This is a genomic window from Agrobacterium sp. CCNWLW155, assembly GCF_036888815.1.
Lineage (GTDB): Bacteria > Pseudomonadota > Alphaproteobacteria > Rhizobiales > Rhizobiaceae > Agrobacterium > Agrobacterium radiobacter.
Window position 1 is genome coordinate 53491 of the sequence record NZ_JBAKFW010000003.1, and the last position, 22817, is coordinate 76307.

The following is a 22817-nucleotide window of genomic DNA, read 5'->3' on the forward strand; positions in this document are numbered from 1 at the left end:
TTTGCCCCTCTCAGGCATTGCCGGTGGCGGCGCGCACCAGCTTTTCCGGAGAAAAATCGGCGCGTTCGAACTGGCCCGCCATCAGGCCTTCGCGCATCACGATGGCGCGGTCGGACATGCCGAGGATTTCGGGAAGTTCGGATGAAATCATGATGATGGAGAGCCCCTCGGCGGCAAGCTCGCTGATGAAGCCATGCACGGCGGCTTTGGAGCCGATGTCGATGCCCTTGGTGGGTTCATCGAGAATGATGACCTTGGGCTGGGTGGCGAGCCATTTGCCGATCACCACCTTCTGCTGGTTGCCGCCCGAAAGCGTGCCGACGGGCACCGAGAGGGCGGCGGCGCGCAGATCGAGCCGCGAGGCATATTTGCGCGCCAGCGCGAATTCATTGGCCGCGGCCAGAAATCCCTTGCGCGAGGTTCGCGTGAGGGAGGGCAACGACATGTTCTGGTAAATCGGCATTTCGAGCGCGAGACCGTGGCGGCCGCGCTCTTCCGGCACATAAACGATACCGGCGCGGATCGCATCCTCCGGCGAACGGATGACGAGCGGTTCGCCATTGAGGGTAATCTGTCCGGAGGCCGGGCGAGTAATGCCGAAAAGCGACTGGCACAGTTCCGAACGCCCGGCGCCGATCAACCCGTAAAGGCCGAGAATTTCGCCCTTGCGCAGATCGAGCGAAATATCGCGGAATTCGGTCTGGTGCGAATAGTCGCGGACCGACAGAACCGTCGGGCCGAGGGTGACGGCCTGTTTCGGAAAGGCGTTCGTGACATCGCGGCCGACCATCAGGCGTACGATTTCGTCCTGCGGCGTGGCGGCGAGATTGCCCGCGCCGACCATCTTGCCGTCCCGGAACACGGCGTAATTTTCGGCGATCTCATAGACTTCGTCGAACTTGTGGCTGATGAAGAGGATCGCCTTGCCCTGCCGCTTCAGATTTTCGACGATGCGGAAGAGGTCGTCGATTTCCTTGCGGGAAAGAGCAGCCGTCGGTTCGTCCATGATGACGATGCGCGCCTCGACCGACAGCGCGCGGGCGATGGCGACGAGATGGCGCTGGGCAATGGACAAGTCCTTCAGCCGGATCGTCGGATCGATGGTGCTTTCGAGCTGTTCCAGCAGAACCTTTGCGCGGGCATTGATGGTCTTCCAGTCAATGAGGCCGAAACGGCCTTTTGGCGCATGACCGAGGAAGATGTTTTCGCCCACGGAAAGCTCATCGAACAGCACGGTTTCCTGGTGAATGGCGGTGACACCGGCATCGATGGCGTCTTGCGCGCTGTGAAAATGGACAGGCTGGCCATCGAGAAGGATTTCACCCTCGTTGGGGCGATAGATGCCGGTGAGGATTTTGACGAGCGTGGATTTTCCAGCACCGTTCTCGCCGATCAGAGCGGTGACCTTGCCGGGATAAAGCGCGATATCGACGCCATCCAGGGCTTTGACGCCGGGGAATATCTGGCTGATGCCGCGCATTTCCAGAATGGGCGTTGAATTTGAAGCCTCGACGACATCTAAAATTTTCGTTTCGATACGCATCATCCGTCTTACCGGTCAGTTTTGATTGAAGCGGTGAGGGGCACCCCCCTCTGCCCTGCCGGGCATCTCCCCCTCAAGAGGGGAGATCGATATGTGGCGACCTCTCGGCCATCTCCAACGTTGAGGATAAGCGAGCGTTCTCTTCCGGCCGATCTCCCCCCTTGAGGGGGAGATGCCCGGCAGGGCAGAGGGGGGTAACCCTCCACCCGCCGTCAGCTGCTACCCAGGTCAAAAAATCTTCGAGAACTGATCGATATTCTTCGCGTCATAAACGAAGGGATCGGCCATAGCAGCTTCGCTGTTTTCGCCAACCTTGATCTTGCCCATGCGGCCAGCTTCGATTTCCGAGCCCGGCTTGCCATCGGCTTCGCCCTTTACGAGGCGATAGGCGATCTGGGTGGCGGAATAACCGAGGTCGATCGGGTTCCAGATGGCGAATTCCTTGGTTGCGCCTGATTTGATGGCGCCGGCCATCTCGGACGGCAGGCCAAGGCCGGTCACAAACACCTGGCCGATCTTGCCCGCATCCTTCACGGCCTGCGAGGCGGCGAGAACGCCAACCGTCGTCGGTGCGACGATGACCTTCACATTCGGCTGCGAGGAAAGCAGGCCCTGCGCTTCGCGGTAGCTCTTGTCGGCAAGGTCGTCACCGTAAACTGTCGTGACGAGGTTGAGGCCGGGGAAATCCTTCAGCTGCTTTTTCATCTCGTCGATCCAGATATTCTGGTTCGTGGAGGTGGTGGTGGCCGAAAGAATGGCGAAATCACCCTTGCCGCCTTCCAGATGTGATGCGGCAAGCTGCAGGCACATCTTGCCGATCAGTGCGTTGGACGAGGGGTTGAGCTGGAGAATGCGGCCCTCAGGCGCTACGCCGGAATCCCAGGAGATGACCTTGATGCCGCGCTGCGCCGCCTTTTTCAACGCCGGAACCACGGCGTCGGGGTCATTGGCGGAAATGGCGATGGCATCGACGCCCTGCGCGATCAGCGAATTGATGACTTCGATCTGGCCTTCCGCCGTGGTGCTGGTCGGGCCGGTATAGATGATCTCGACGCCGCCGAGGTCTTTTGCGGCCTCCTGCGCGCCCTTGTTGGCGGCTTCGAAAAAGCCGTTGCCGAGCGATTTGACCACCAGTGCGATCTTCACATCGGCTGCCTGGGCAACGCCGCCCAGTCCAGCGACGGAGAGCGCCGCGCTGAGCGCCAGAGCGCTCGTCAATGTTCTGCGTGTAAGTTTCATGTCCCTTTTCCTCCCGTTTTGAACCTTTTTCCTCCCTCCGGTGCTCCTCAGGCGACCGAAGAAGAATCCTCTTCATCCGATGGGGTGGCTGTCTTGCCATCCTTCACCGCGCCGGCGATCAGCAATTCGACGCCGGCGTCTTCCACCATCCTCGCCGCCTCATCGGAAATCCCGTCATCGGTAATGATGGTCGAGACGTTTTCGAGCGGACATAAAATGAGGCTGGATCGTTTTCTGAATTTCGAAGAATCGACCATCACGATCAGTTCTTCCGCCTGCCGCATCAGCTTCTGCTCGCTCTGGATGACCAGTGCGTCGGATTCCATGATGCCGAGCGCACCCACGCCCTGCGCACCGAGAAAAATGCGTCGTGCATAAAAATTGCGGATCGCATCATTCTCGAAAGGCGACAGGATGAGGCTCTGGTCGCGATAGATCGCGCCGCCCGGCACACTGACATTGCATTTGGAATGCTTGACCAGATGTTCCGCAATCGCGAAGGAATTGGTCATCACCTGCAGACGGCGCGCCGCCATGTAATGCACCATCTGGAATGTCGTCGTGCCGCCATTCAGGATGATCGCATCGCCATCATTGCAGAGATCAACCGCCTTGCGCGCAATTGCGCGTTTTTTGTCGATGTTGACCGATTCGGACACACGGAACGGCCTTGCCGCGAGATTGCCGAGCTGCGGCGGATGTACCGCTTCGGCTCCACCACGCACGCGGCGCAACTTGCCCTGAACGTGCAGCGACGCGATATCCCTGCGGATCGTCGCTTCCGACGCATCCGTCAGTTCGGCAATATCCTGCACCGTCACGACAGCTTTTTCCTGTGTGGCGCTCAAGATGATGCGATGGCGTTCGCGTTCGTGCATGGGGTCCTCCTGATCGTGATTATTCGCAATCTCTTTACGTTGTCAATCAAGAACGATCAAATTAATCAATATCGCGCTGCAACATGAAAATTTATGATCGTTTTTGATTGACATTGTGCTTTTGGATGCGCGATATCTGTCCTCAAAGGAGGCGGGCCGGTATCGGCTCCGCGAATGCAGACAGATATTGGGAGGAAGACATGACGGGAAAATCCCGCCTTCTCGAAAGCCGTTGGGACGATGCTTACGCCAAGACGCTCGATGAGCCGGGCAAGCTGCTTTATCGCTCCAATCTGCTGGGTGCGGACAAGCGCATCACCAATTACGGTGGCGGCAACACATCCGCAAAGGTGCTCGAAACCGATCCGCTGACGGGCGAGAAGGTCCGTGTCATGTGGGTGAAGGGTTCCGGCGGCGATGTCGGCACCATCAAGCTCGACGGTTTTGCGACGCTTTATCTCGATAAGCTGGAAGCGCTGAAGGGCATTTACAAGGGTGTGGAGGACGAGGATCGCATGGTCGGCTTCCTGCCGCATTGCACCTTCAACCTCAATCCGCGCGCGGCCTCCATCGATACGCCGCTGCACGGTTTCGTACCTTATGATCATGTCGACCACATGCACCCCGATGCGATCATCGCGATTGCCGCCTCCAAAAACTCGAAAGAGCTGACGCAGCAGATCTTCGGCGATGACATTGGCTGGCTTCCCTGGCGCCGTCCGGGCTTTCAGCTCGGCCTCGACCTTGAGGCTTTCGTAAAAGCCAATCCCAAGGCCAAGGGCGTCGTGCTGGAAAGCCATGGCCTGTTCACCTGGGATAATGACGCCAAGGCGTGTTACGAACTGACGCTCGCCATCATCAACAAGGCGATCGAATGGTTTACGGCGCAGACCGAAGGCAAGACGATTTTCGGCGGTGCTGTGGCGAAAAGTCTGCCCGTTGCCGAGCGCCGCGCCATCGCTGCCCGACTAATGCCGGAAATCCGTGGCCGCATCGGCCGCGAGGAGCGCAAGCTCGGCCATTTCGACGATCAGGATCCGGTTCTCGAATTCGTCAATTCCAAGGATTTGAAGCCGCTCGGCGCGCTCGGCACCTCCTGCCCTGACCATTTCCTGCGCACGAAAATCCGCCCGCTGATCCTCGATCTCGATACCGCACATCCTGATGTGGACGCGTTGATGGCGGGTCTCGACGAGGCGCTGGAGGCTTACCGCGCCGATTATACGCGCTACTACGAAGCCTGCCGCCACGACAATTCACCTGATATGCGCGACCCGAACCCGGTGATTTTCCTGATCCCCGGTGTCGGCATGCTGTCGTTCGCCAAGGACAAGGCGACGGCCCGTATCGCCGGCGAATTCTACGTCAACGCCATCAACGTCATGCGCGGTGCTTCCACCGTGTCCGACTATCAGGGCCTTCCCGAGCAGGAAGCCTTTGATATCGAATATTGGCTGTTGGAAGAGGCAAAGCTGCAGCGCATGCCGAAGCCGAAGAGCCTTGCCGGTCGCGTGGCTTTTGTCACCGGTGGCGCCGGCGGCATCGGCCGTGCAACCGCCGAACGCCTGGCGGGCGAGGGCGCCTGCGTGGTGCTCGCCGATATTGACGAAGCGGCGCTGGATGCGGCCAAGGGCGATTTCGCCAAGCGTTACAGCACTGACGCGGTGCGTACCGTCAAGCTTGACGTGACGAAGGAAGATGCCGTGATTTCCGCCTTCGCGGAAGCGAGCGTGGAATTCGGCGGCGTGGATATTCTCGTCTCCAATGCCGGCATTGCCTCTTCCGCTCCGGTGGAAGACACGACGCTTGCCATGTGGAACAAGAATATCGACATTCTCGCCACGGGCTATTTCCTCGTTTCGCGTGAAGCATTCCGCCTGCTGCGGCGTCAGAACCTCGGCGGCAACGTGGTTTTCGTTGCGTCCAAGAACGGCCTTGCATCCTCGCCCAATGCTTCCGCTTATTGCACGGCGAAGGCTGCGGAAATTCATCTGGCCCGTTGCCTCGCGCTGGAAGGGGCGGAAGCGGGTATTCGCGTCAACACCGTCAATCCCGATGCCGTGCTGCGTGGCTCGAAAATCTGGAACGGCGAGTGGCGCGAGCAGCGCGCGGCCTCGTCCAAGATCGAGGTGACCGATCTGGAGGAGCATTACCGCAAGCGCTCGATGCTGAAGCTCAATGTGTTCCCGGAAGACATCGCCGAAGCGATCTACTTCCTGGCGTCCGATGCTTCCGCCAAGTCGACCGGCAACATCATCAATGTCGATGCCGGCAACGCGCAGAGCTTTACGCGGTAGGACGTTCGGCACGTTCTCACTTCCGTCATTCCGGCCTTGAGCCGGAATCCAGCCAGCCCAAGTCCTTGGGCTGAAAAGACTCTCTCCGCCGCACAGACGTGCGTCGGCTGGATTCCGGCTCAAGGCCGGAATGACGGAGGTGAGCGCGATGAACTAGCATGCACTGGACCGATTCCCGGGAGGAAGAGATGACCGAGACGAAAATCGCCGCCGATATCATCGCGGCCGAAAACGAAAAACGCGCTGGCGCGCTGAAGGACGATTATCAGGCGCTTGGCAACCAGCTGGCCCGTCGCAATATCGATATCGACGCAGTCACGGCCAAGGTCGCGGAGTTTTTCGTCGCCGTGCCGTCCTGGGGCGTTGGCACCGGCGGCACCCGCTTTGCCCGTTTTCCCGGCGCGGGCGAGCCGCGCGGTATTTTCGACAAGCTGGATGATTGCGCTGTCATCAACCAGTTGACACGGGCGACGCCGAACGTCTCCCTTCACATTCCGTGGGACAAACAGGACCCGAAGCGTTTGAAGGCCCATGCCGCGGCGCTGGGTCTCGGCTTCGATGCCATGAATTCCAACACGTTTTCGGACGCGCCGGGTCAGAGCCATTCCTACAAATATGGTTCGCTCAGCCACACGGATGCCGCGACGCGCCGGCAGGCCGTCGAGCACAATATCGAATGCATCGAGATCGGTGACGCCATCGGCTCGAAGGCGCTGACGGTTTGGGTGGGCGACGGCTCCAATTTCCCGGGCCAGAGCAACTTCACCAGAAGTTTCGAGCGTTATCTTGCGGCCATGGCCGATATCTACAAGGCGCTGCCGGATGACTGGCGTATCTTTTCCGAACACAAGATGTATGAGCCGGCTTTCTATTCCACTGTCGTGCAGGACTGGGGCACCAATTACCTCATTGCCAATACGCTCGGCGAAAAGGCCTTCTGCCTCGTTGATCTCGGCCACCATGCGCCGAACACCAATATCGAGATGATCGTCGCCCGGCTCATCCAGTTCGGCAAGCTCGGTGGTTTCCACTTCAACGATAGCAAATACGGCGATGACGATCTGGATGCCGGCTCAATCGAGCCATATCGCCTGTTCCTCGTTTTCAACGAACTGGTGGATGCCGAATATCGCGGCGTGAAGGGTTTCCATCCCGCCCATATGATCGACCAGTCGCACAATGTGACGGACCCGATAGAAAGCCTGATTTCCAGCGCCAACGAAATCCGCCGCGCTTACGCGCAGGCGCTGCTGGTGGATCGCGCGGCTCTCGATGGCTATCAGCAGGATAATGATGCGCTGATGGCATCAGATATGCTGAAAAGGGCTTACCGTACCGATGTGGAGCCGATCCTCGCCAAGGCCCGGCAGCTGGCGGGCGGCGCTATCGATCCGGTGGCGACCTATCGGGCGAGTGGTTATCGCAAGCAGGTTGCGGCGGAGCGCCCGGCTTCGGTTGGCGGTAGTGGCGGGATTGTGTAGTCGTTCGCTTTGCTGGATGCAAAGCCTGCGATCAGGCCGAATATACCGCTGAGAGCTGACAGCGTCGCCTCAACCTCTCCTCCGTCATCCTCGGGCTTGACCCGAGGATCCAGAGCCCCCACGCCATGGATCCTCGGGTCAAGCCCGAGGATGACACCGAGCTTTAGTCAGGGCGTTGTTCAGCAAGTCAGTCCGAATCCTTCAATCGCGCGAAGGCGATTGCCTGCGAACCTGAAACGTATGCTCCGGCCCCGGAAACGCCCCGGAGCGCACCTCATCTGCATAACTTGCCGCCGCTTCCGAAACGGTCGAACCTAGATCGGCGAAACGCTTGACGAATTTCGGTTTGAAGTCAGTGAAAAGGCCGAGCATGTCGTCGGAAACGAGCACCTGCCCGTCGCAGGCCGGAGATGCGCCGATGCCGACCGTCGGCGCGGCGAGTTTTTCGGTCAGTTCCCGGGCCAGCGGCTCGACGGTGCCTTCCACGACGATGGCGAAGGCGCCGGCCTGATCGACTGCAATCGCGTCACGCCAGATTTTCTGCGTTTCCGCGTCCGAATGTCCGAGCGAGCGGAAGCCGCCGGCGGTGTGCACCAGCTGTGGCATCAGCCCGACATGGCCGAAGACGGGAATGCCGCGCGCCACCAGAAAGGCGATGGTCTCCGCCATCTCCTCGCCGCCCTCCAGCTTAACGCCGTCGCAGCCGGTTTCCTGCATCAGCCGCACGGCGTTGCGGAACGCCTGTTCCTTGGATTCCTGATAGGTTCCGAAGGGAAGATCGACGATGACGCAGGCATGTTCGACGCCACGCATGACGGCGCGGCCGTGGGCGATCATCATGTCCAGCGTGACGCCGACCGTCGTGTCCATGCCGTAAAGCACCATGCCGAGGGAATCGCCGACCAGCAGCAGATCGCAATGCGGATCGAGCAGGCGGGCAATCGGCGTCGTATAGGCGGTCAGGCAGACGATGCGCGCCTCGCCTTTCATCTGCCGGATGGAGGCTGTTGTCAGCCGCTTGTGTTTTCCATGGGCGCTCATTGGGCAGCCTCCCGTTGATCGATCTTGACGCGCCCGATGACGCGGTTGTCGAGGAGCCGTGTACTTCCGACCCTGACGAACAGCGCCACCAGCACCGGTCCCGCCTGCAATGAAGCAATGGGGGCGAGCGTATCGGGATTGCGCACGGCGACGACTTCCGGTGAGGCCAGCGGCTCGGCGGCGATGAATTTTTCTATGGCTGCCTCGAATGCAGCTGGGTCGTCGAAGCCTTCAGCATAAAGCCGTTCCGCTTCGTCCAGCGCGCGCGGCACGATCACGGCGGCGGCGCGTTCTGCGGGGTTTAGATAAACGTTACGCGAGGAGCAGGCGAGCCCGTCGGCCTCGCGCACGGTGGTGACGGGCACGACCCTGACCGGCTGGGCGAGGTCCTCAACCATGCGGCGGATCAGTGTCACCTGCTGATAGTCTTTCTCACCGAAATAGGCGGCATCCGGCTGGACGAGGTTAAAAAGCTTGGTCACGACGGTCGTGACGCCGGCGAAATGCCCCGGCCGCACCGCGCCTTCCAGTTGGCTACCCAGTTCGGGCACATCCACGACGGTCTGCATCGGGCGCGGATACATCTCGGAAACGTCTGGCGCGAAAAGAATGTCGACATCAGCCTCTTCCAGCAATGCGCTGTCGCGGGCGAGATCGCGCGGGTAACGGGCCAGATCCTCATTCGCGCCGAATTGCAGCGGGTTGACGAAGATCGAAACCACTGTCACGCCGTTTTCCGCTTTGGCTTGGGCAACGAGCGTCAGATGACCGATATGGAGAAAGCCCATGGTCGGCACGAAGCCGATGGTTTTGCCCGCACGGCGAAAGGCAGCGGTGGCATCCCGCAATTCGGCGACGGTTTTTACAAGCTGCATGGGTCTCCTCCGGCTCCTCCAATCGCGGTCCGGCGAAAGGTGCTGGATAGAACGCGATTTGCCCAACGGGGTCAACGCACGCATCGGGATTATATCGATTGACCCCAGGACGACTTTCGAAAAAATCGGTCCTCGGGCAGCGCGGCGGCGATCACTCCACCCAGTGCGGCTTCCTTTTTTCGGCAAAGGCCAATCGCCCCTCCCGCGCCTCGTTGCTGCCGCTGATCGTGGCAATGACGCTTTCGGCAAAGGCAAGCCGCTCGGCGGACGACATATCGCGCATCTTCAGCAATGCCGCCTTTCCGGCCGCGATCGCGCCCGGCGCATTCTGCCGCAGCCGGGCGAGAACATCCTCAACCACGCCGTCGAGTTCGGCCGAAGGGACGGCCCGAGTGACGAGGCCAAGACGCTCCGCGTCAGCAGCGCTGATCGCGACGCCGAGATAGGCCATTTCCTGAAGCTGGCCCAGTGGCACCTTCGCCAGCAGCTTTGCCGCCACCATGGCCGGGAAAAGCCCGACGCGCACTTCCGGCAAACCGAATTCGGCATGAGCGGCGGCATAGGCAAGATCACAGGCGGCAACGAGGCCAAGCCCGCCGGCCAGAACCCGGCCATTGATGCGGGCCATGACGATCTTGTCGCAGGCCTCGATGGCGCGCATCACATCGGCAATGGGGTTCGTTCCATCCGGCGAGAGGAACATGCCGCCGGCGCTTTCCTTGAGGTCTGCCCCGGAGCAAAAGCTGCGGTCTCCGGCGGCCGTTATCACCACGGCGCGCAGGCCACCATCACTCGATGCCGCGCGGATGGCCTTCGCCAGGGCGTCCGTCATTGCGGCATTCAACGCGTTGTGCACCTCCTGCCGGTTGAGTGTCAGCCAGAGAACGTCCTTGCGCCTTTCGCTCAGCAGTTCATCCGCCATGCGCGTCACCCTTCCTGTCTTGCCGCAAGCAGCGCCTTGCCGGCGCGGGCTGCATTCGGTCTGCCGAGATGCCGGCTGATCCAGTCGCCGGTTTTAGCCACTGCCATCAGGTCGATACCGGTTTTAATGCCAAGCCCCTGCAACAGATAGACGACGTCTTCGGTGGCGACGTTGCCGCTGGCACCCGGCGCGAAGGGGCAGCCGCCCAGCCCGGCGACGGAACTGTCGAAGACGGAGATACCTTCATCCAGCGAGGCCAACACATTGGCGACGCCCTGGCCATAGGTATCGTGAAAATGCATGGCGATTTTTTTGCGCGGAATGTTGGCCGACACCCGTTCGATGATTTTGCGAATATGCGCGGCCGTGCCGATGCCGATCGTATCGCCGAGCGAGATTTCGTAACAGCCAAGCGCGATAAGCGCCTCGGCCATCGCCGCCACCTCATCGGGCGCGACCGCGCCGTCATAGGGGCAGCCGGCAATGCAGGAAACGTAACCGCGTATGAGGATGTTTCGCCCGCCCGCCGCCTCCGCAACATGGCGCAGGCGCTCGAGGCTTTCGGCGCGCGAGCAGCCTATATTGTGCTGGCTAAAGCCTTCGGAGGCGGACACAAAAACGGCGATTTCCGTCACGCCGGCTTCAATGGCGGCCTCGAAACCTTTCATATTGGGAACGAGCACCGGATAGGCGGTGCCGGATCGTCGTTTGAGGCCCTGAAATACCTCCTTCGAGTCAGCCATTTGCGGCACTTTTTTGGGCGAGACGAAAGCGCCCGCTTCCACCGCAGTCAATCCGGCTGCGGCCAGCCGCTCGATCAGCTCGATCTTGATGGCGGTTGGAACCTCGGCGCTTTCGTTCTGCAGGCCATCGCGCGCGCCCACTTCGACGATTTTTACCGTTCGGGGCCAGCTCATGTCATGCTCCCTCCGGTTCGAAATCCACCAGCACCGCACCGGCCGCGACCATATCGCCCTCGACGCAATTGATGGCCGTGACCGTACCTTTCGCCGGTGCACGGATCGTGTGCTCCATTTTCATCGCCTCCATCACCACTAGCGCCTCGCCGGCTTCAACCGCAGCACCGTTCCGGCTCAGCAAAGCACGGATAACGCCAGGCATGGGTGCTTCCAGACCACCGGTATGGGTGGAGGAATCCTCGATATCGACGGGATCAGGCTGGGCGATGCGATAATGTTCGCCATCCAGGAAAAGCGCGTAACTGCCGCCTTCTGCAAAAAAATGGCCCTGCCGTTTCCTGTCTTCCGCGGTTGCACGGAATTTGCCGTCGTCCGAGAGGCTGCCATGGGCGCTGATCGTCCGTCCGTCGATGGCAAGCGAAAAACCGTCCGCCTCATGCGTGACGCCGACGTTAAGCGGCTGGTTCTCAAAGGTGAAATACAGCGTTTCCCGCGACGGCGCGTTGAGGCGGAAGGCGGCTGCCGTGTTCCACGGGCTATAGGGATCGGCCTCTGAACCTGACTTTCCGTTTTTCTGCCGCGAGAGCAGCAGGCCCAGCGCGGCCATCGCTATCTCGTTCCCATCCTTCGGGGCCGGGGCAAAAAGCACGACATCGTTGCGGGCTATGAAGCCCGTATCGAGTTCGGCTTTTGCGAAGGCCTCCAGTCCCGCAAGCCGGGTCAGAAAGGCGGCATTGCTGGCGACGCCACAGATCGCCAGATTTTCCAGCGCCAACCGCAGACGCCGCACCGCCGATGGGCGATCACGATCCCAGACGATCAGCTTGGCGATCATCGGATCGTAATGCACGGTAATGGCGTCGCCGGCGCGGATGCCGCTGTCTATCCTGACGTGAGGGCCTTGATCGGGAAAAATGAGTTGGCTGATCGTGCCGATCGACGGCAGGAAATCGTGCGCCGGGTCTTCGGCATAAATCCGGGCCTCGATGGCGTGACCGTTTATGTCGAGATCGGCCCAGTCCTGCGGCAGTGCCTCACCATCCGCAACACGGAGCTGCCATTCGACCAGATCCAGGCCGGTAATATATTCCGTCACCGGATGTTCGACCTGAAGCCTTGTATTCATTTCCATGAAATAGAACTCGCCGGAAGGGTCGAGCAGGAATTCCACCGTTCCCGCGCCGCGATAGTCGATGGCGCGGGCGGCGGCGACCGCCGCTTCATACATGCGTTGCCTGAGCGCATCGGGCAAGCCGGGGGCGGGGGCTTCCTCTATGACCTTCTGGTGGCGGCGCTGGATCGAGCAATCGCGCTCGAAAAGTGAGAAACAATTACCGTGGCCATCGGCAAAGACCTGCACTTCCACATGTCGCGGCCGCTCCAGATATTTTTCGATCAGCATGCGGTCATTGCCGAAGGCGGCCAGCGCTTCGCGTTTTGCGCCCGCAAGTTCCGCCGCAAATTCGCGTTTCTTCCGCACGATGCGCATGCCCTTGCCGCCGCCGCCGGCCGAGGCCTTGAGCAGAACGGGATAACCTATAGCGTCCGCTTCACTGCGAAGCCGCTCTTCCGCCTGATCCTCACCGTGAAAGCCGGGAACGACGGGAACGCCCGCCTTCGCCATCAGCGCTTTCGCCTCGCTTTTCCCGCCCATGGCGCGGATCGCTGCCGCCGGCGGGCCAATGAAAACAAGACCGGCAGCGGCACAGGCTTCGGCGAAACCGGCATTTTCCGAGAGGAAACCATAACCCGGATGGACCGCTTCCGCGCCGGTCGCTTTTGCGGCGGCGATGATTTTTTCGCCGTCGAGATAGGAGGCACGCGCGGGCGCGGGGCCAATGGCAATTGCCTCGTCGGCCAGTGCCACATGCATGGCGTCACGGTCGGCATCCGAATAGACGGCAACGGTGCGTATGCCCATCTTGGCGGCGGTGCGGATGATGCGGCAGGCGATTTCGCCCCTGTTGGCGATCAGTATTTTCGAGAACATCGTCGCCTCACATCCTGAATATGCCGAAACGGGTGGGTTTTATCGGTGCGTTGAGCGCGGCGGAGAGACCGAGGCCAAGCACGAGGCGGGTATCCCTGGGATCGATGATGCCGTCATCCCACAGCCTCGCGCTGGCATAATAGGGATGTCCTTCCCGCTCGTATTTTTCCCGGATCGGTTGCTTGAACGCCTCTTCGCCTTCCTTCGACCAGTGGCGGCCATCGGCCTCGATACCATCGCGGCGGATTTGTGCCAGCACAGAGGCCGCCTGTTCGCCGCCCATGACCGAAATGCGGGCGTTGGGCCACATCCACAAAAAGCGGGGCGAATAGGCGCGACCGCACATGCCGTAATTGCCGGCACCGAAGGAGCCGCCGATGATGACGGTGAATTTCGGCACTTTTGCCGATGCGACGGCGGTGACAAGCTTTGCGCCATCCTTGGCGATGCCGCCGGCCTCATAGGCCTTGCCGACCATGAAGCCGGTGATGTTCTGCAGGAAGACCAGCGGAATACCGCGCTGGCAGCAGAGTTCGATGAAATGTGCGCCCTTCAGCGCCGATTCCGAGAAGAGAATGCCATTATTGGCGATGATGCCTACGGGATAGCCATGAATATGGGCGAAACCGCAGACCAGCGTGGTGCCGTAAAGCGCCTTGAATTCGTCGAATTCGGAACCATCCGCCAGACGTGCGATGATCTCGCGGACCTCGAAGGGTTTTCGCGTATCGGCGGGAACGATGCCGTAAAGTTCATCCGGCGGATAAAGCGGCTCCATCGGTTCGCGAATGTCCAGCTCCACCTGTTTGCGGCGGTTGAGCGTGGAGACGATCCGCCGGGTCAGTGAAAGCGCGTGGCGGTCGTCATGGGCGTAATGATCGGTGACGCCCGATTGCCGCGAATGCACATCCGCGCCGCCCAGTTCCTCCGCGCTCACCACTTCACCAGTTGCAGCCTTCACCAGCGGCGGGCCGCCGAGAAAGATCGTGCCCTGATTTTTGACGATCACGGACTGGTCGCTCATGGCGGGCACATAGGCCCCGCCAGCCGTGCAGCTGCCCATCACCACGGCGATCTGCGCGATGCCCTCCGCAGACATATTGGCCTGATTGTAAAAGATACGGCCGAAATGATCGCGGTCGGGAAATACCTCGTCCTGATTGGGCAGGTTCGCACCGCCGGAATCCACCAGATAAATACAGGGCAGGCGGTTTTCAGCGGCGATTTCCTGCGCGCGCAGATGTTTCTTGACCGTTAGCGGATAATAGGTGCCGCCCTTCACCGTCGCATCATTGGCGACGATGACGCATTCACGGCCCGACACCCGGCCAATGCCGGTGACGATCCCGGCGGCGGGAACGGGTTCGTCATAAACCTCGTAAGCGGCGAATTGCGAGAATTCGAGAAATGGGCTGCCGGGATCGAGAAGCGCTTCGATCCGGTCGCGCGCCAGCAATTTGCCACGGGACAGATGCCGTTCGCGGGCCTTGTCGCCGCCACCCCGCGTGATTTTTTCGACGTGCTGCCTCAGGTCGTCCACCAGACCAGACATGAACGCGGTATTGGCGGTGAAGGTGGGATCGCGGTTCAGACTGGATGTAAGCTTCATCGCGTTCCTCACCCGTTGCCTTTGACCAGTTCGCGGCCGATCAGCATCCGGCGGATTTCGCTGGTGCCCGCGCCGATTTCATAAAGCTTGGCGTCCCTCAGCAGCCGCCCGGCCGGGCTTTCATTGACGTAGCCGGAACCGCCGAGAAGCTGGATCGCATCCAGCGCCACCTGCGTCGCCCGCTCGGCAGCAAAAAGGATCGCGCCTGCCGCATCCTGCCGCGTGATGCGGCCATTGTCGCAGGCGCGTGCCACGGCATAGACATAGGCGCGGGAGGCGTTCATGGCCGAATAGATATCGGCGAGCTTTCCCTGCACCAGCTGGAATTCACCGATCGGCTTGCCGAATTGCTTGCGCTCACGGGCGTAAGGCAACACCAGATCGATTGCCGCCTGCATGATGCCAACAGGGCCGGCGGCCAGCACGGCGCGCTCGTAATCCAGCCCGCTCATCAGCACCGTCACGCCGTCATTGAGACGCCCGAGGATGTTTTCCTCGGGCACCTCGCAATCCTCGAAAACCAGTTCCGAGGTGGGTGAACCGCGCATGCCGAGCTTGTCGAGTTTCTGGGCGGGGCGAAAACCCTTGAAGCCCTTCTCGATCAGAAAGGCCGTGATGCCGCGTGGGCCGGCGGACATATCCGTCTTGGCATAAACCACCAGCGTATCGGCCTCGTGGCCATTGGTGATCCACATCTTCGCGCCGTTCAGGAGATAGCGGTCGCCCTCGCGTTCGGCCTTCAGCCGCATCGACACGACATCCGACCCGGCTTCGGTCTCGCTCATCGCGAGCGAACCGACATGTTCGCCGGAAACCAGCTTCGGAAGATATCTGCGCTTCTGATCTTCCGTTCCCCAGCGGTGAATCTGATTGATGCACAGGTTGGAATGCGCGCCATAGGAAAGGCCGATGGAAGCCGATGCCCGGCTTATCTCCTCCATTGCCACGCAATGGGCGAGATAGCCCATGTCAGCACCGCCGAATTCCTCCGAAACGGTGATGCCGTGCAGGCCCAGTTCGCCCATCTGCGGCCAGAGCTTTCTTGGAAATTGGTCGTCGCGATCGATCTCCGCCGCTAGCGGGGCGATTTCATCGTCGGCGAATGCTCTCACGCTGTCGCGCAGCGCTGCGATTTCCGGGCCGAGATCGGCGTCGAAAATGGCGGCGAGGTTCAAACTCATCGCGTCTCCTCCTCCGGACGGCCGTTTATCTCCGTCCCTCTCGTCAGCGGCCAGCACCTCCTCCGTGCTGGCAACTCTCATTTATGGCGCGTCACCTCCGGTGAAGGCGGCGGAACGGCGAACGAATGTCTTGATGGCGAAATTGGACTGGATGCGCGACACACCGGGAACCGTGGTCAGGAAATCCAGAAGCTGCTGATAATGCGGTAGATCCCGCACCATGGCATGAATGAGATAGTCGGAACTGCCGCTCGTCTGGTAGCCGCCCACCACTTCCGGAATGGAGGCGACATGGTGCTCGAACGTCGTCAGCGCTTCCTTGATCTGCCGTTCCAGCGTGACGGAAATGAAGACGCCCATATTGCCGAGCAGCCGGTTCTCATCGAACACGGCGGTATAACCGCGAATGATGCCTTCCTCTTCCAGCTTGCGGACACGGCGCAGCGTCGGCGTGAAGGAAAGGCCGATCCGGGCCGCCAGATCGCGCCAGCTCACCCGCCCGTCATCGCCGAGCACATGCAGAATCTTCTGGTCGAAACTGTCGAGCTCAATCATGGATCATTTGCTCTATGATATGACTATTTGTTGGATCAAAGATATCGCCAATCAAAAAACTGTCAATCAAAATAGCTTTGAAATGAATTCGAGATAGTGATAGCGTTCACGTCAGTCGAGGTCTGGAGGAGATCACGATGACGGTCGTTCTCTTGGTGGGAGGATGGCCTAGGGAGGTGAATTTGGCTGTGCATGACCCTGTCGTTATCGTCGGGGCCGCCCGTACTGCTATGGGTGGGTTCCAGGGCGAATTCAAATCGGTGGCTGCGCCCGATCTCGGGGCGGCGGCGATCCGCGCGGCCGTCGAACGGGCCGTAATTTCACCCGCTGATATCGACGATGTGCTGATGGGCTGCGTGCTCTCGGCCGGGCAGGGGCAGGCTCCAGCGAGACAGGCGGCCATTGCCGCCGGCATTCCCAACTCGATTGGCGCGACGACCATCAACAAGATGTGCGGCTCAGGCATGAAGGCGATCATGCTGGCGCATGACCAGCTTGCGGCGGGAAGCTCTTCCGTCGTGCTTGCGGGTGGCATGGAGAGCATGAGCAACGCGCCCTATTTGCTGGACCGCGCCCGCAATGGTTATCGTCTCGGCCACGGCAAGCTCACCGATCACATGTTTCTCGACGGCCTTGAAGACGCCTATGACAAGGGCAGGCTGATGGGGACTTTCGCGGAAGATTGCGCGCAAGATTATCAGTTCACGCGCGCCATGCAGGATGATTACGCGTTGGCTTCACTGGAACGCGCCCGACGCGCTATCGCGGAAGGGGCTTTCGAGGCGGAAATCACTTCTGTCGGCGATGTTGCCGTAGACGAACAGCCGGGGAAGGCCCGCCCGGAAAAAATCCCGCAACTGAAGCCCGCCTTTCGCGATGGTGGAACGGTGACGGCGGCCAATTCCAGTTCCATTTCCGATGGCGCGGCCGCTCTTGTTCTGATGCGCAGATCGGAAGCGGAAAGGCGGGGCCTTTTGCCGCTGGCGACCATTATCGGCCAGACCTCCCATGCGGATGCGCCTGCAAAATTTCCGACGGCTCCTATCGGCGCGATGAAAAAGCTGTTCGAAAAAACCGGCTGGGCGGCGAAGGATGTCGATCTGTTCGAAATCAACGAGGCCTTCGCGGTCGTCGCGATGGCGGCGATGCGCGATCTCGAGCTGCCGCATGAGAAGGTGAATGTGCATGGCGGTGCCTGTGCGCTCGGCCATCCCATCGGGGCTTCCGGTGCACGCATCGTCGTCACCCTGCTTGCGGCCTTGCAGCGTCACGGGTTGAAGCGCGGCGTTGCCGCCGTCTGCATCGGCGGCGGCGAAGCGACGGCGCTCGCGGTTGAACTACACTGAGGGGAGGCGGCGATGATCCTGAACGAAGCCCAGCAGCAGATCAGGGACATGGCCCGCGATTTCGCCCGCGAGCGGCTCGCCCCCGGTGCCGCCGCGCGCGACCGGGAAAGCCGGTTCCCGAAAGATGAGCTGAAAGAGATGGGCGAACTCGGCTTTCTCGGAATGCTGGTCTCTGAAGACTATGGCGGCTCGGAAACCGGTGCCGTCGCTTATGCCTTGGCGCTGGAGGAGATCGCCGCCGGTGACGGCGCCTGTTCCACCATCATGAGCGTCCACAATTCGGTCGGCTGCGTGCCGATTCTGAAATTCGGCACGGAAGACCAGAAGCAGCGTTTCCTGCCCAAGCTCGCCTCCGGCGAATGGATCGGCGGTTTTGCGCTGACCGAACCGCAGGCCGGTTCCGACGCTTCCAATCTTAAGACCCGCGCCCGGCGCGACGGCGACCGTTATATTCTCGACGGCGCGAAACAGTTCATCACGTCAGGCAAGAATGGCGATGTCGTTATCGTTTTTGCCGTCACCGACGCAGCGGTGGGCAAGAAGGGCATCAGCGCCTTCATCGTGCCGACCGATACGCCGGGTTACGAGGTCATCAGGGTCGAGGAAAAACTCGGCCTGCATTCGTCCGATACCTGCCAGATCGCCTTCACCGACATGGCGGTTCCAGCCGAATTGCGGCTCGGTGAAGAGGGGCAGGGGTATCGCATCGCGCTCGCCAATCTGGAAGGCGGCCGCATCGGTATCGCCGCGCAGGCGGTCGGCATGGCGCAGGCCGCTTTCGAGGCGGCGCGGGACTATGCCCGCGAACGCAAGGCCTTCGGGCAGGCAATCATCGAGCATCAGGCGGTGGCGTTTCGGCTTGCGGATATGGCGACGCGGATTACGGCGGCGCGGCAGCTGGTGCTGCATGCGGCGGCGCTGAAGGAGGCGGGCGAACCCTGCCTTTCGGAAGCCTCGATGGCCAAGCTCTTTGCTTCCGAAATGGCCGAGCGTGTCTGCTCGGACGCCATCCAAATTCACGGCGGTTACGGCTACATGGCGGATTATCCGGTGGAGCGGATCTATCGCGATGTGCGCATCTGCCAGATTTACGAGGGAACCAGCGATGTCCAGCGGATGGTCATCGCGCGCAACCTCTGAAAATTGTTTCGTCGTCTGGAGGAGATGGCGATGGGAGGAGTAGAATGGATATTACCGAAACCACGCATCTCAGCCTGCATGTGCCAGAGCCAGCGGTGCGGCCCGGTGACCAGCCGGATTTCTCCAATGTGAAAATACCCAAGGCCGGCTCCGTGCCACGCCCGGAGGTGGATGCCGCCCCTGAAAGCATGCGCGATCTCGCCTATTCGATCATCCGTGTCCTCAATCATCAGGGTGAGGCCGTCGGGCCGTGGGCCGGGCTGCTCTCGGACGAGGAATTGCTGGTGGGCCTCAAAAACATGATGCGGCTGCGGGCTTTCGATGCCCGCATGCTGATGGCGCAGCGGCAGGGCAAGACGTCCTTCTACATGCAGCATCTGGGCGAAGAGGCTGTCAGTTGCGCTTTCCGCAAGGCGCTTTCCAAAGGCGACATGAATTTCCCGACCTACCGGCAGGCGGGACTGCTCATTGCCGATGACTATCCGCTCGTCACCATGATGAACCAGATTTACTCCAACGAGCTCGACCCGCTGCACGGGCGGCAATTGCCGGTTCTCTATTCCTCGAAGGAACACGGCTTCTTCACCGTGTCAGGCAATCTCGCCACGCAATATGTGCAGGCCGTCGGCTGGGCGATGGCCTCGGCCATCAAGGGCGATACGAAAATCGCGGCCGCCTGGATCGGCGACGGTTCGACGGCGGAGTCGGATTTTCACTCGGCAATGGTCTTTGCCTCCACCTATAAGGCGCCGGTCATCCTCAACATCGTCAATAACCAATGGGCGATTTCCACCTTTCAGGGCATTGCGCGCGGCGGTTCTGGCACCTTTGCGGCGCGCGGGCTGGGTTTCGGCATTCCCGCACTCCGGGTCGATGGCAATGATTATCTCGCCGTTTATGCCGTGGCGCGCTGGGCCGTGGAACGGGCGCGCCGCAACCTCGGTCCGACGCTGATCGAATATGTCACCTATCGTGTCGGCGCCCATTCCACCTCGGATGATCCGAGCGCTTATCGCCCCAAGACGGAGTCCGAGGCGTGGCCCCTGGGTGACCCGGTTCTGAGGCTCAAGAAACATCTCGTCCTGCGCGGCGTCTGGTCGGACGAGCGGCACCGGCAGGCGGAGGCGGAAATCGCCGATGAGGTGCTGGAAGCCCAGCGCGAGGCGGAAAGCCACGGTACGCTGCATGAGGGTGGAAAACCGCCGAAAAAGGATATTTTCGAAGGCGTCTACGCCGAGATGCCGCCACATCTCGCCCGCCAGCGCCAGAAGGCAGGGTGGTGAGACATGACAAGAATGACTATGATCGAAGCCGTCCGCAGCGCCATGGATGTCTCCATGGAGCGCAGCGACGATGTCGTGGTTTTCGGTGAGGATGTGGGCTATTTCGGCGGCGTCTTCCGCGCCACGCAGGGGCTGCAGGGAAAATACGGCAAGACGCGCTGTTTCGACGCGCCGATCAGCGAATCCGGCATTGTCGGCACGGCGATTGGCATGGCCGCTTATGGTCTGCGGCCTTGCGTCGAAATCCAGTTCGCCGATTATATGTATCCCGCCTATGACCAGATCACCCAGGAAGCGGCGCGTATCCGGTATCGCTCCAATGGCGATTTCACCTGCCCGATCGTTCTCCGCATGCCCACCGGCGGCGGGATTTTTGGCGGGCAGACGCACAGCCAGAGCCCGGAAGCCCTCTTCACCCATGTCTGCGGGCTGAAGGTGGTGGTCCCTTCCAATCCTTATGATGCCAAGGGGCTGCTGATCGCATCCATCGAAGACCCCGACCCCGTGATGTTTCTGGAGCCGAAGCGGCTTTATAACGGCCCCTTCGACGGGCACCATGACCGGCCGGTAACGCCCTGGTCCAAACACGAGATGGGCGAGGTGCCGGAAGGGCACTACACCATTCCCATCGGCAAGGCCGAAATCCGCCGCCCCGGAAACGATGTCACCGTCATCGCTTATGGCACGATGGTGCATGTGGCGCTGGCGGCGGCGGAAGAGACCGGTGTGGATGCCGAGATTATCGACCTTCGCAGCCTCTTGCCGCTCGATCTCGATACCATCGTGAAATCGGTTTCGAAGACCGGCCGCTGCGTCATGGTGCATGAGGCAACGCTGACCTCCGGCTTCGGGGCGGAAGTCGTGTCGCTGGTGCAGGAACATTGTTTCTATCATCTTGAGGCCCCCGTCGTCCGCGTCGCCGGCTGGGATACGCCTTATCCCCATGCGCAGGAATGGGACTATTTTCCGGGACCTGCCCGCGTCGGGCGAGCCCTTGTCGAAGTCATGGAGGCCTGATTATGGCGGAATTTGTTCTCACTATGCCTGATGTCGGTGAAGGTGTGGCGGAAGCCGAACTGGTGGAATGGAACGTCAAACCGGGTGATCTCGTCCATGAGGACATGGTGCTGGCCGCGGTGATGACGGACAAGGCGACAGTGGAAATCCCATCACCCGTGGCGGGCGTGGTCACCTGGCTCGCCGTGACGGTTGGAAACACCGTGCCGGTGAAGGCGCCGCTCCTGCGCATTGAAACCGATGTCGCAGCCGTCGCGCCCAATGGCAGCATGCCGGAAGCGGAAGCACCCATCCAGATGACGGAAGCGCCTGCCGATATGACAGACACGCCGCCACCCGTTGAAACCCAGCCGACGGCACGAGAGCCCGAGGAAGCGCCACCGGCGCCCGCAGCCGAACTGCACCATAAACCGCTGGCATCCCCCGCCGTCCGCCAGCGCGCCGACGATCTCGATATCGATCTCGCACAGGTCAAGGGAACGGGCCCGGATGGGCATATTACCCATGCCGATCTCGACGGGTTTTTAACCGTGCGGGGGCGGCCTGAACGCCCCGAGCCGATAGCGCCCCACGATAGCGCCGTCGAGGAGGTGAAGGTGACCGGGCTCAGGCGCAAGATTGCCGAGAAGATGGTGCTTTCCGCCTCCCGAATTCCCCACATCACCTATGTCGAGGAAGTCGACGTGACCGATCTGGAGGATTTGCGGGCGACCATGAACGGCAACCGCCGTTCCGGGCAACCGAAGCTGACGATCCTGCCGTTTCTGATGCGCGCGCTGGTGAAAGCCGTTGCGGATCATCCCGGCATGAATGCCACCTTTGATGACGAAAAAGGGGTCGTCAGCCACTATGAAGCCGTTCATATCGGCATCGCCACGCAGACGCCGTCGGGCCTGACGGTCCCGGTCGTGCGTCACACGGAAACGCTCGGCCTCTGGGAATGCGCAGAGGAAGTCGCGCGCGTTGCAGAAGCCGCCCGCACCGGCACGGCGCATCGAGAAGAACTGATGGGCTCCACCATCACCATCAGTTCGTTGGGAGCCCTGGGCGGCGTCGTTTCGACGCCCCTCATCAATCACCCCGAAGTGGCGATCATCGGCGTCAACAAGATCATGACGCGGCCGGTCTGGGATGGAATTCGCTTTGTGCCGCGCAAGATGATGAACCTGTCTTCCAGCTTCGATCACCGTGTCGTCGACGGCTGGGACGCGGCGGTCTTCATCCAGGCCGTCAAGGCACTGCTGGAGAAGCCCGCGCTGATTTTCATCGAGTGAAGGAGACCGGCGACCACTCCGCCACGCGCTTCTCATCCCTGTGCTCGTCACAGGGATCCTTCCAGCCCAGGCCCTTGGGTTGAAAGGGGTCTCTCCGCCGCGCAGACACGCGTCGGCTGGATTTCTGTGACGAGCACAGGAATGAGGGGGTGAGTTTTTAAGCCGCCGTTTTCGACCTTCACGGAACTGTTTCGCTGTCGGTATAGGCTTGCGTTCGTCATCTTCG

The 22817-nt window shown here is 61.0% G+C and carries 18 protein-coding genes; 7 read left to right on the forward strand and 11 right to left on the reverse strand.

Going from position 1 to position 22817, the window contains the following annotated elements:
* Positions 1-10 precede the first annotated feature (10 nt).
* From V6S97_RS12845 to V6S97_RS12855, 3 genes are all read right to left on the reverse strand, one after another.
* Positions 11-1546, reverse strand: coding sequence for a sugar ABC transporter ATP-binding protein (locus V6S97_RS12845; protein WP_003507006.1), 1536 nt, complete (start codon positions 1544-1546; stop codon positions 11-13).
* Between the two features lie 225 nt (positions 1547-1771).
* Positions 1772-2782 (reverse strand): rhamnose ABC transporter substrate-binding protein, encoded by a 1011-nt coding sequence (rhaS, locus tag V6S97_RS12850; RefSeq protein WP_003507005.1) that lies wholly within the window; start codon positions 2780-2782, stop codon positions 1772-1774.
* A 47-nt stretch (positions 2783-2829) separates the two neighbouring features.
* The gene (locus V6S97_RS12855) at positions 2830-3660 is read right to left on the reverse strand and encodes a DeoR/GlpR family DNA-binding transcription regulator (RefSeq protein WP_003507004.1); all 831 of its coding nucleotides are present in this window, start codon (positions 3658-3660) and stop codon (positions 2830-2832) included.
* Between the two features lie 200 nt (positions 3661-3860).
* Here V6S97_RS12855 and V6S97_RS12860 point away from each other — a divergent pair, with 200 nt between their 5' ends.
* Complete coding sequence (locus V6S97_RS12860) at positions 3861-5957, forward strand: bifunctional rhamnulose-1-phosphate aldolase/short-chain dehydrogenase (RefSeq protein WP_003507003.1); 2097 nt, start codon at positions 3861-3863, stop codon at positions 5955-5957.
* Positions 5958-6145: 188 nt separating this feature from the next.
* Complete coding sequence (gene rhaI / locus V6S97_RS12865) at positions 6146-7438, forward strand: L-rhamnose catabolism isomerase (protein ID WP_003506998.1); 1293 nt, start codon at positions 6146-6148, stop codon at positions 7436-7438.
* Positions 7439-7639: 201 nt separating this feature from the next.
* Here rhaI and panB read toward each other — a convergent pair whose 3' ends face one another.
* From panB to V6S97_RS12905, 8 genes are all read right to left on the reverse strand, one after another.
* Positions 7640-8479, reverse strand: coding sequence for a 3-methyl-2-oxobutanoate hydroxymethyltransferase (gene panB, locus V6S97_RS12870; RefSeq protein WP_003506997.1), 840 nt, complete (start codon positions 8477-8479; stop codon positions 7640-7642).
* On the reverse strand, positions 8476-9354 hold the full coding sequence (gene panC, locus V6S97_RS12875) for a pantoate--beta-alanine ligase (protein ID WP_003506996.1): 879 nt from the start codon (positions 9352-9354) through the stop codon (positions 8476-8478). The genes panB and panC overlap by 4 nt, the downstream gene beginning before the upstream one ends.
* A 151-nt stretch (positions 9355-9505) precedes the next feature.
* Positions 9506-10276 carry an enoyl-CoA hydratase-related protein gene (locus tag V6S97_RS12880; protein WP_003506995.1) on the reverse strand — a complete coding sequence of 257 codons (771 nt, stop codon included), beginning with the start codon at positions 10274-10276 and terminating at the stop codon, positions 9506-9508.
* Positions 10277-10281: 5 nt separating this feature from the next.
* Positions 10282-11193 carry a hydroxymethylglutaryl-CoA lyase gene (locus V6S97_RS12885; RefSeq protein ID WP_003506994.1) on the reverse strand — a complete coding sequence of 304 codons (912 nt, stop codon included), beginning with the start codon at positions 11191-11193 and terminating at the stop codon, positions 10282-10284.
* Between the two features lies 1 nt (position 11194).
* The gene (locus V6S97_RS12890; protein ID WP_003506993.1) at positions 11195-13186 is read right to left on the reverse strand and encodes an acetyl/propionyl/methylcrotonyl-CoA carboxylase subunit alpha; all 1992 of its coding nucleotides are present in this window, start codon (positions 13184-13186) and stop codon (positions 11195-11197) included.
* Between the two features lie 7 nt (positions 13187-13193).
* On the reverse strand, positions 13194-14795 hold the full coding sequence (locus V6S97_RS12895) for a carboxyl transferase domain-containing protein (RefSeq protein ID WP_003506991.1): 1602 nt from the start codon (positions 14793-14795) through the stop codon (positions 13194-13196).
* A gap of 8 nt (positions 14796-14803) precedes the next feature.
* Positions 14804-15976, reverse strand: coding sequence for an isovaleryl-CoA dehydrogenase (locus V6S97_RS12900; RefSeq protein WP_003506989.1), 1173 nt, complete (start codon positions 15974-15976; stop codon positions 14804-14806).
* 81 nt (positions 15977-16057) lie between these two features.
* Complete coding sequence (locus V6S97_RS12905) at positions 16058-16531, reverse strand: Lrp/AsnC family transcriptional regulator (protein ID WP_003500312.1); 474 nt, start codon at positions 16529-16531, stop codon at positions 16058-16060.
* Between the two features lie 230 nt (positions 16532-16761).
* Here V6S97_RS12905 and V6S97_RS12910 point away from each other — a divergent pair, with 230 nt between their 5' ends.
* From V6S97_RS12910 to V6S97_RS12930, 5 genes are read left to right on the forward strand one after another with little or no spacing between them, the layout of a single operon-like run.
* The gene (locus V6S97_RS12910) at positions 16762-17877 is read left to right on the forward strand and encodes an acetyl-CoA C-acyltransferase (protein ID WP_035213054.1); all 1116 of its coding nucleotides are present in this window, start codon (positions 16762-16764) and stop codon (positions 17875-17877) included.
* Positions 17878-17889: 12 nt separating this feature from the next.
* Positions 17890-19017, forward strand: coding sequence for an acyl-CoA dehydrogenase family protein (locus V6S97_RS12915; protein ID WP_003506985.1), 1128 nt, complete (start codon positions 17890-17892; stop codon positions 19015-19017).
* Positions 19018-19061: 44 nt separating this feature from the next.
* Positions 19062-20300 carry a 3-methyl-2-oxobutanoate dehydrogenase (2-methylpropanoyl-transferring) subunit alpha gene (locus tag V6S97_RS12920; protein WP_003506983.1) on the forward strand — a complete coding sequence of 413 codons (1239 nt, stop codon included), beginning with the start codon at positions 19062-19064 and terminating at the stop codon, positions 20298-20300.
* 3 nt (positions 20301-20303) lie between these two features.
* Positions 20304-21317, forward strand: coding sequence for an alpha-ketoacid dehydrogenase subunit beta (locus V6S97_RS12925; protein WP_003506981.1), 1014 nt, complete (start codon positions 20304-20306; stop codon positions 21315-21317).
* Between the two features lie 2 nt (positions 21318-21319).
* Positions 21320-22591 carry a dihydrolipoamide acetyltransferase family protein gene (locus V6S97_RS12930; protein WP_003506980.1) on the forward strand — a complete coding sequence of 424 codons (1272 nt, stop codon included), beginning with the start codon at positions 21320-21322 and terminating at the stop codon, positions 22589-22591.
* Positions 22592-22817: the final 226 nt, after the last annotated feature.

Bases quoted from the DNA above. Each gene is read 5' to 3' on its own strand.
- V6S97_RS12845 (WP_003507006.1), bottom strand. From the start codon at position 1,546: ATGATGCGTATCGAAACGAAAATTTTAGATGTCGTCGAGGCTTCAAAT.
- rhaS (WP_003507005.1), bottom strand. From the start codon at position 2,782: ATGAAACTTACACGCAGAACATTGACGAGCGCTCTGGCGCTCAGCGCG.
- V6S97_RS12855 (WP_003507004.1), bottom strand. From the start codon at position 3,660: ATGCACGAACGCGAACGCCATCGCATCATCTTGAGCGCCACACAGGAA.
- V6S97_RS12860 (WP_003507003.1), top strand. From the start codon at position 3,861: ATGACGGGAAAATCCCGCCTTCTCGAAAGCCGTTGGGACGATGCTTAC.
- rhaI (WP_003506998.1), top strand. From the start codon at position 6,146: ATGACCGAGACGAAAATCGCCGCCGATATCATCGCGGCCGAAAACGAA.
- panB (WP_003506997.1), bottom strand. From the start codon at position 8,479: ATGAGCGCCCATGGAAAACACAAGCGGCTGACAACAGCCTCCATCCGG.
- panC (WP_003506996.1), bottom strand. From the start codon at position 9,354: ATGCAGCTTGTAAAAACCGTCGCCGAATTGCGGGATGCCACCGCTGCC.
- V6S97_RS12880 (WP_003506995.1), bottom strand. From the start codon at position 10,276: ATGGCGGATGAACTGCTGAGCGAAAGGCGCAAGGACGTTCTCTGGCTG.
- V6S97_RS12885 (WP_003506994.1), bottom strand. From the start codon at position 11,193: ATGAGCTGGCCCCGAACGGTAAAAATCGTCGAAGTGGGCGCGCGCGAT.
- V6S97_RS12890 (WP_003506993.1), bottom strand. From the start codon at position 13,186: ATGTTCTCGAAAATACTGATCGCCAACAGGGGCGAAATCGCCTGCCGC.
- V6S97_RS12895 (WP_003506991.1), bottom strand. From the start codon at position 14,795: ATGAAGCTTACATCCAGTCTGAACCGCGATCCCACCTTCACCGCCAAT.
- V6S97_RS12900 (WP_003506989.1), bottom strand. From the start codon at position 15,976: ATGAGTTTGAACCTCGCCGCCATTTTCGACGCCGATCTCGGCCCGGAA.
- V6S97_RS12905 (WP_003500312.1), bottom strand. From the start codon at position 16,531: ATGATTGAGCTCGACAGTTTCGACCAGAAGATTCTGCATGTGCTCGGC.
- V6S97_RS12910 (WP_035213054.1), top strand. From the start codon at position 16,762: ATGGGTGGGTTCCAGGGCGAATTCAAATCGGTGGCTGCGCCCGATCTC.
- V6S97_RS12915 (WP_003506985.1), top strand. From the start codon at position 17,890: ATGATCCTGAACGAAGCCCAGCAGCAGATCAGGGACATGGCCCGCGAT.
- V6S97_RS12920 (WP_003506983.1), top strand. From the start codon at position 19,062: ATGGATATTACCGAAACCACGCATCTCAGCCTGCATGTGCCAGAGCCA.
- V6S97_RS12925 (WP_003506981.1), top strand. From the start codon at position 20,304: ATGACAAGAATGACTATGATCGAAGCCGTCCGCAGCGCCATGGATGTC.
- V6S97_RS12930 (WP_003506980.1), top strand. From the start codon at position 21,320: ATGGCGGAATTTGTTCTCACTATGCCTGATGTCGGTGAAGGTGTGGCG.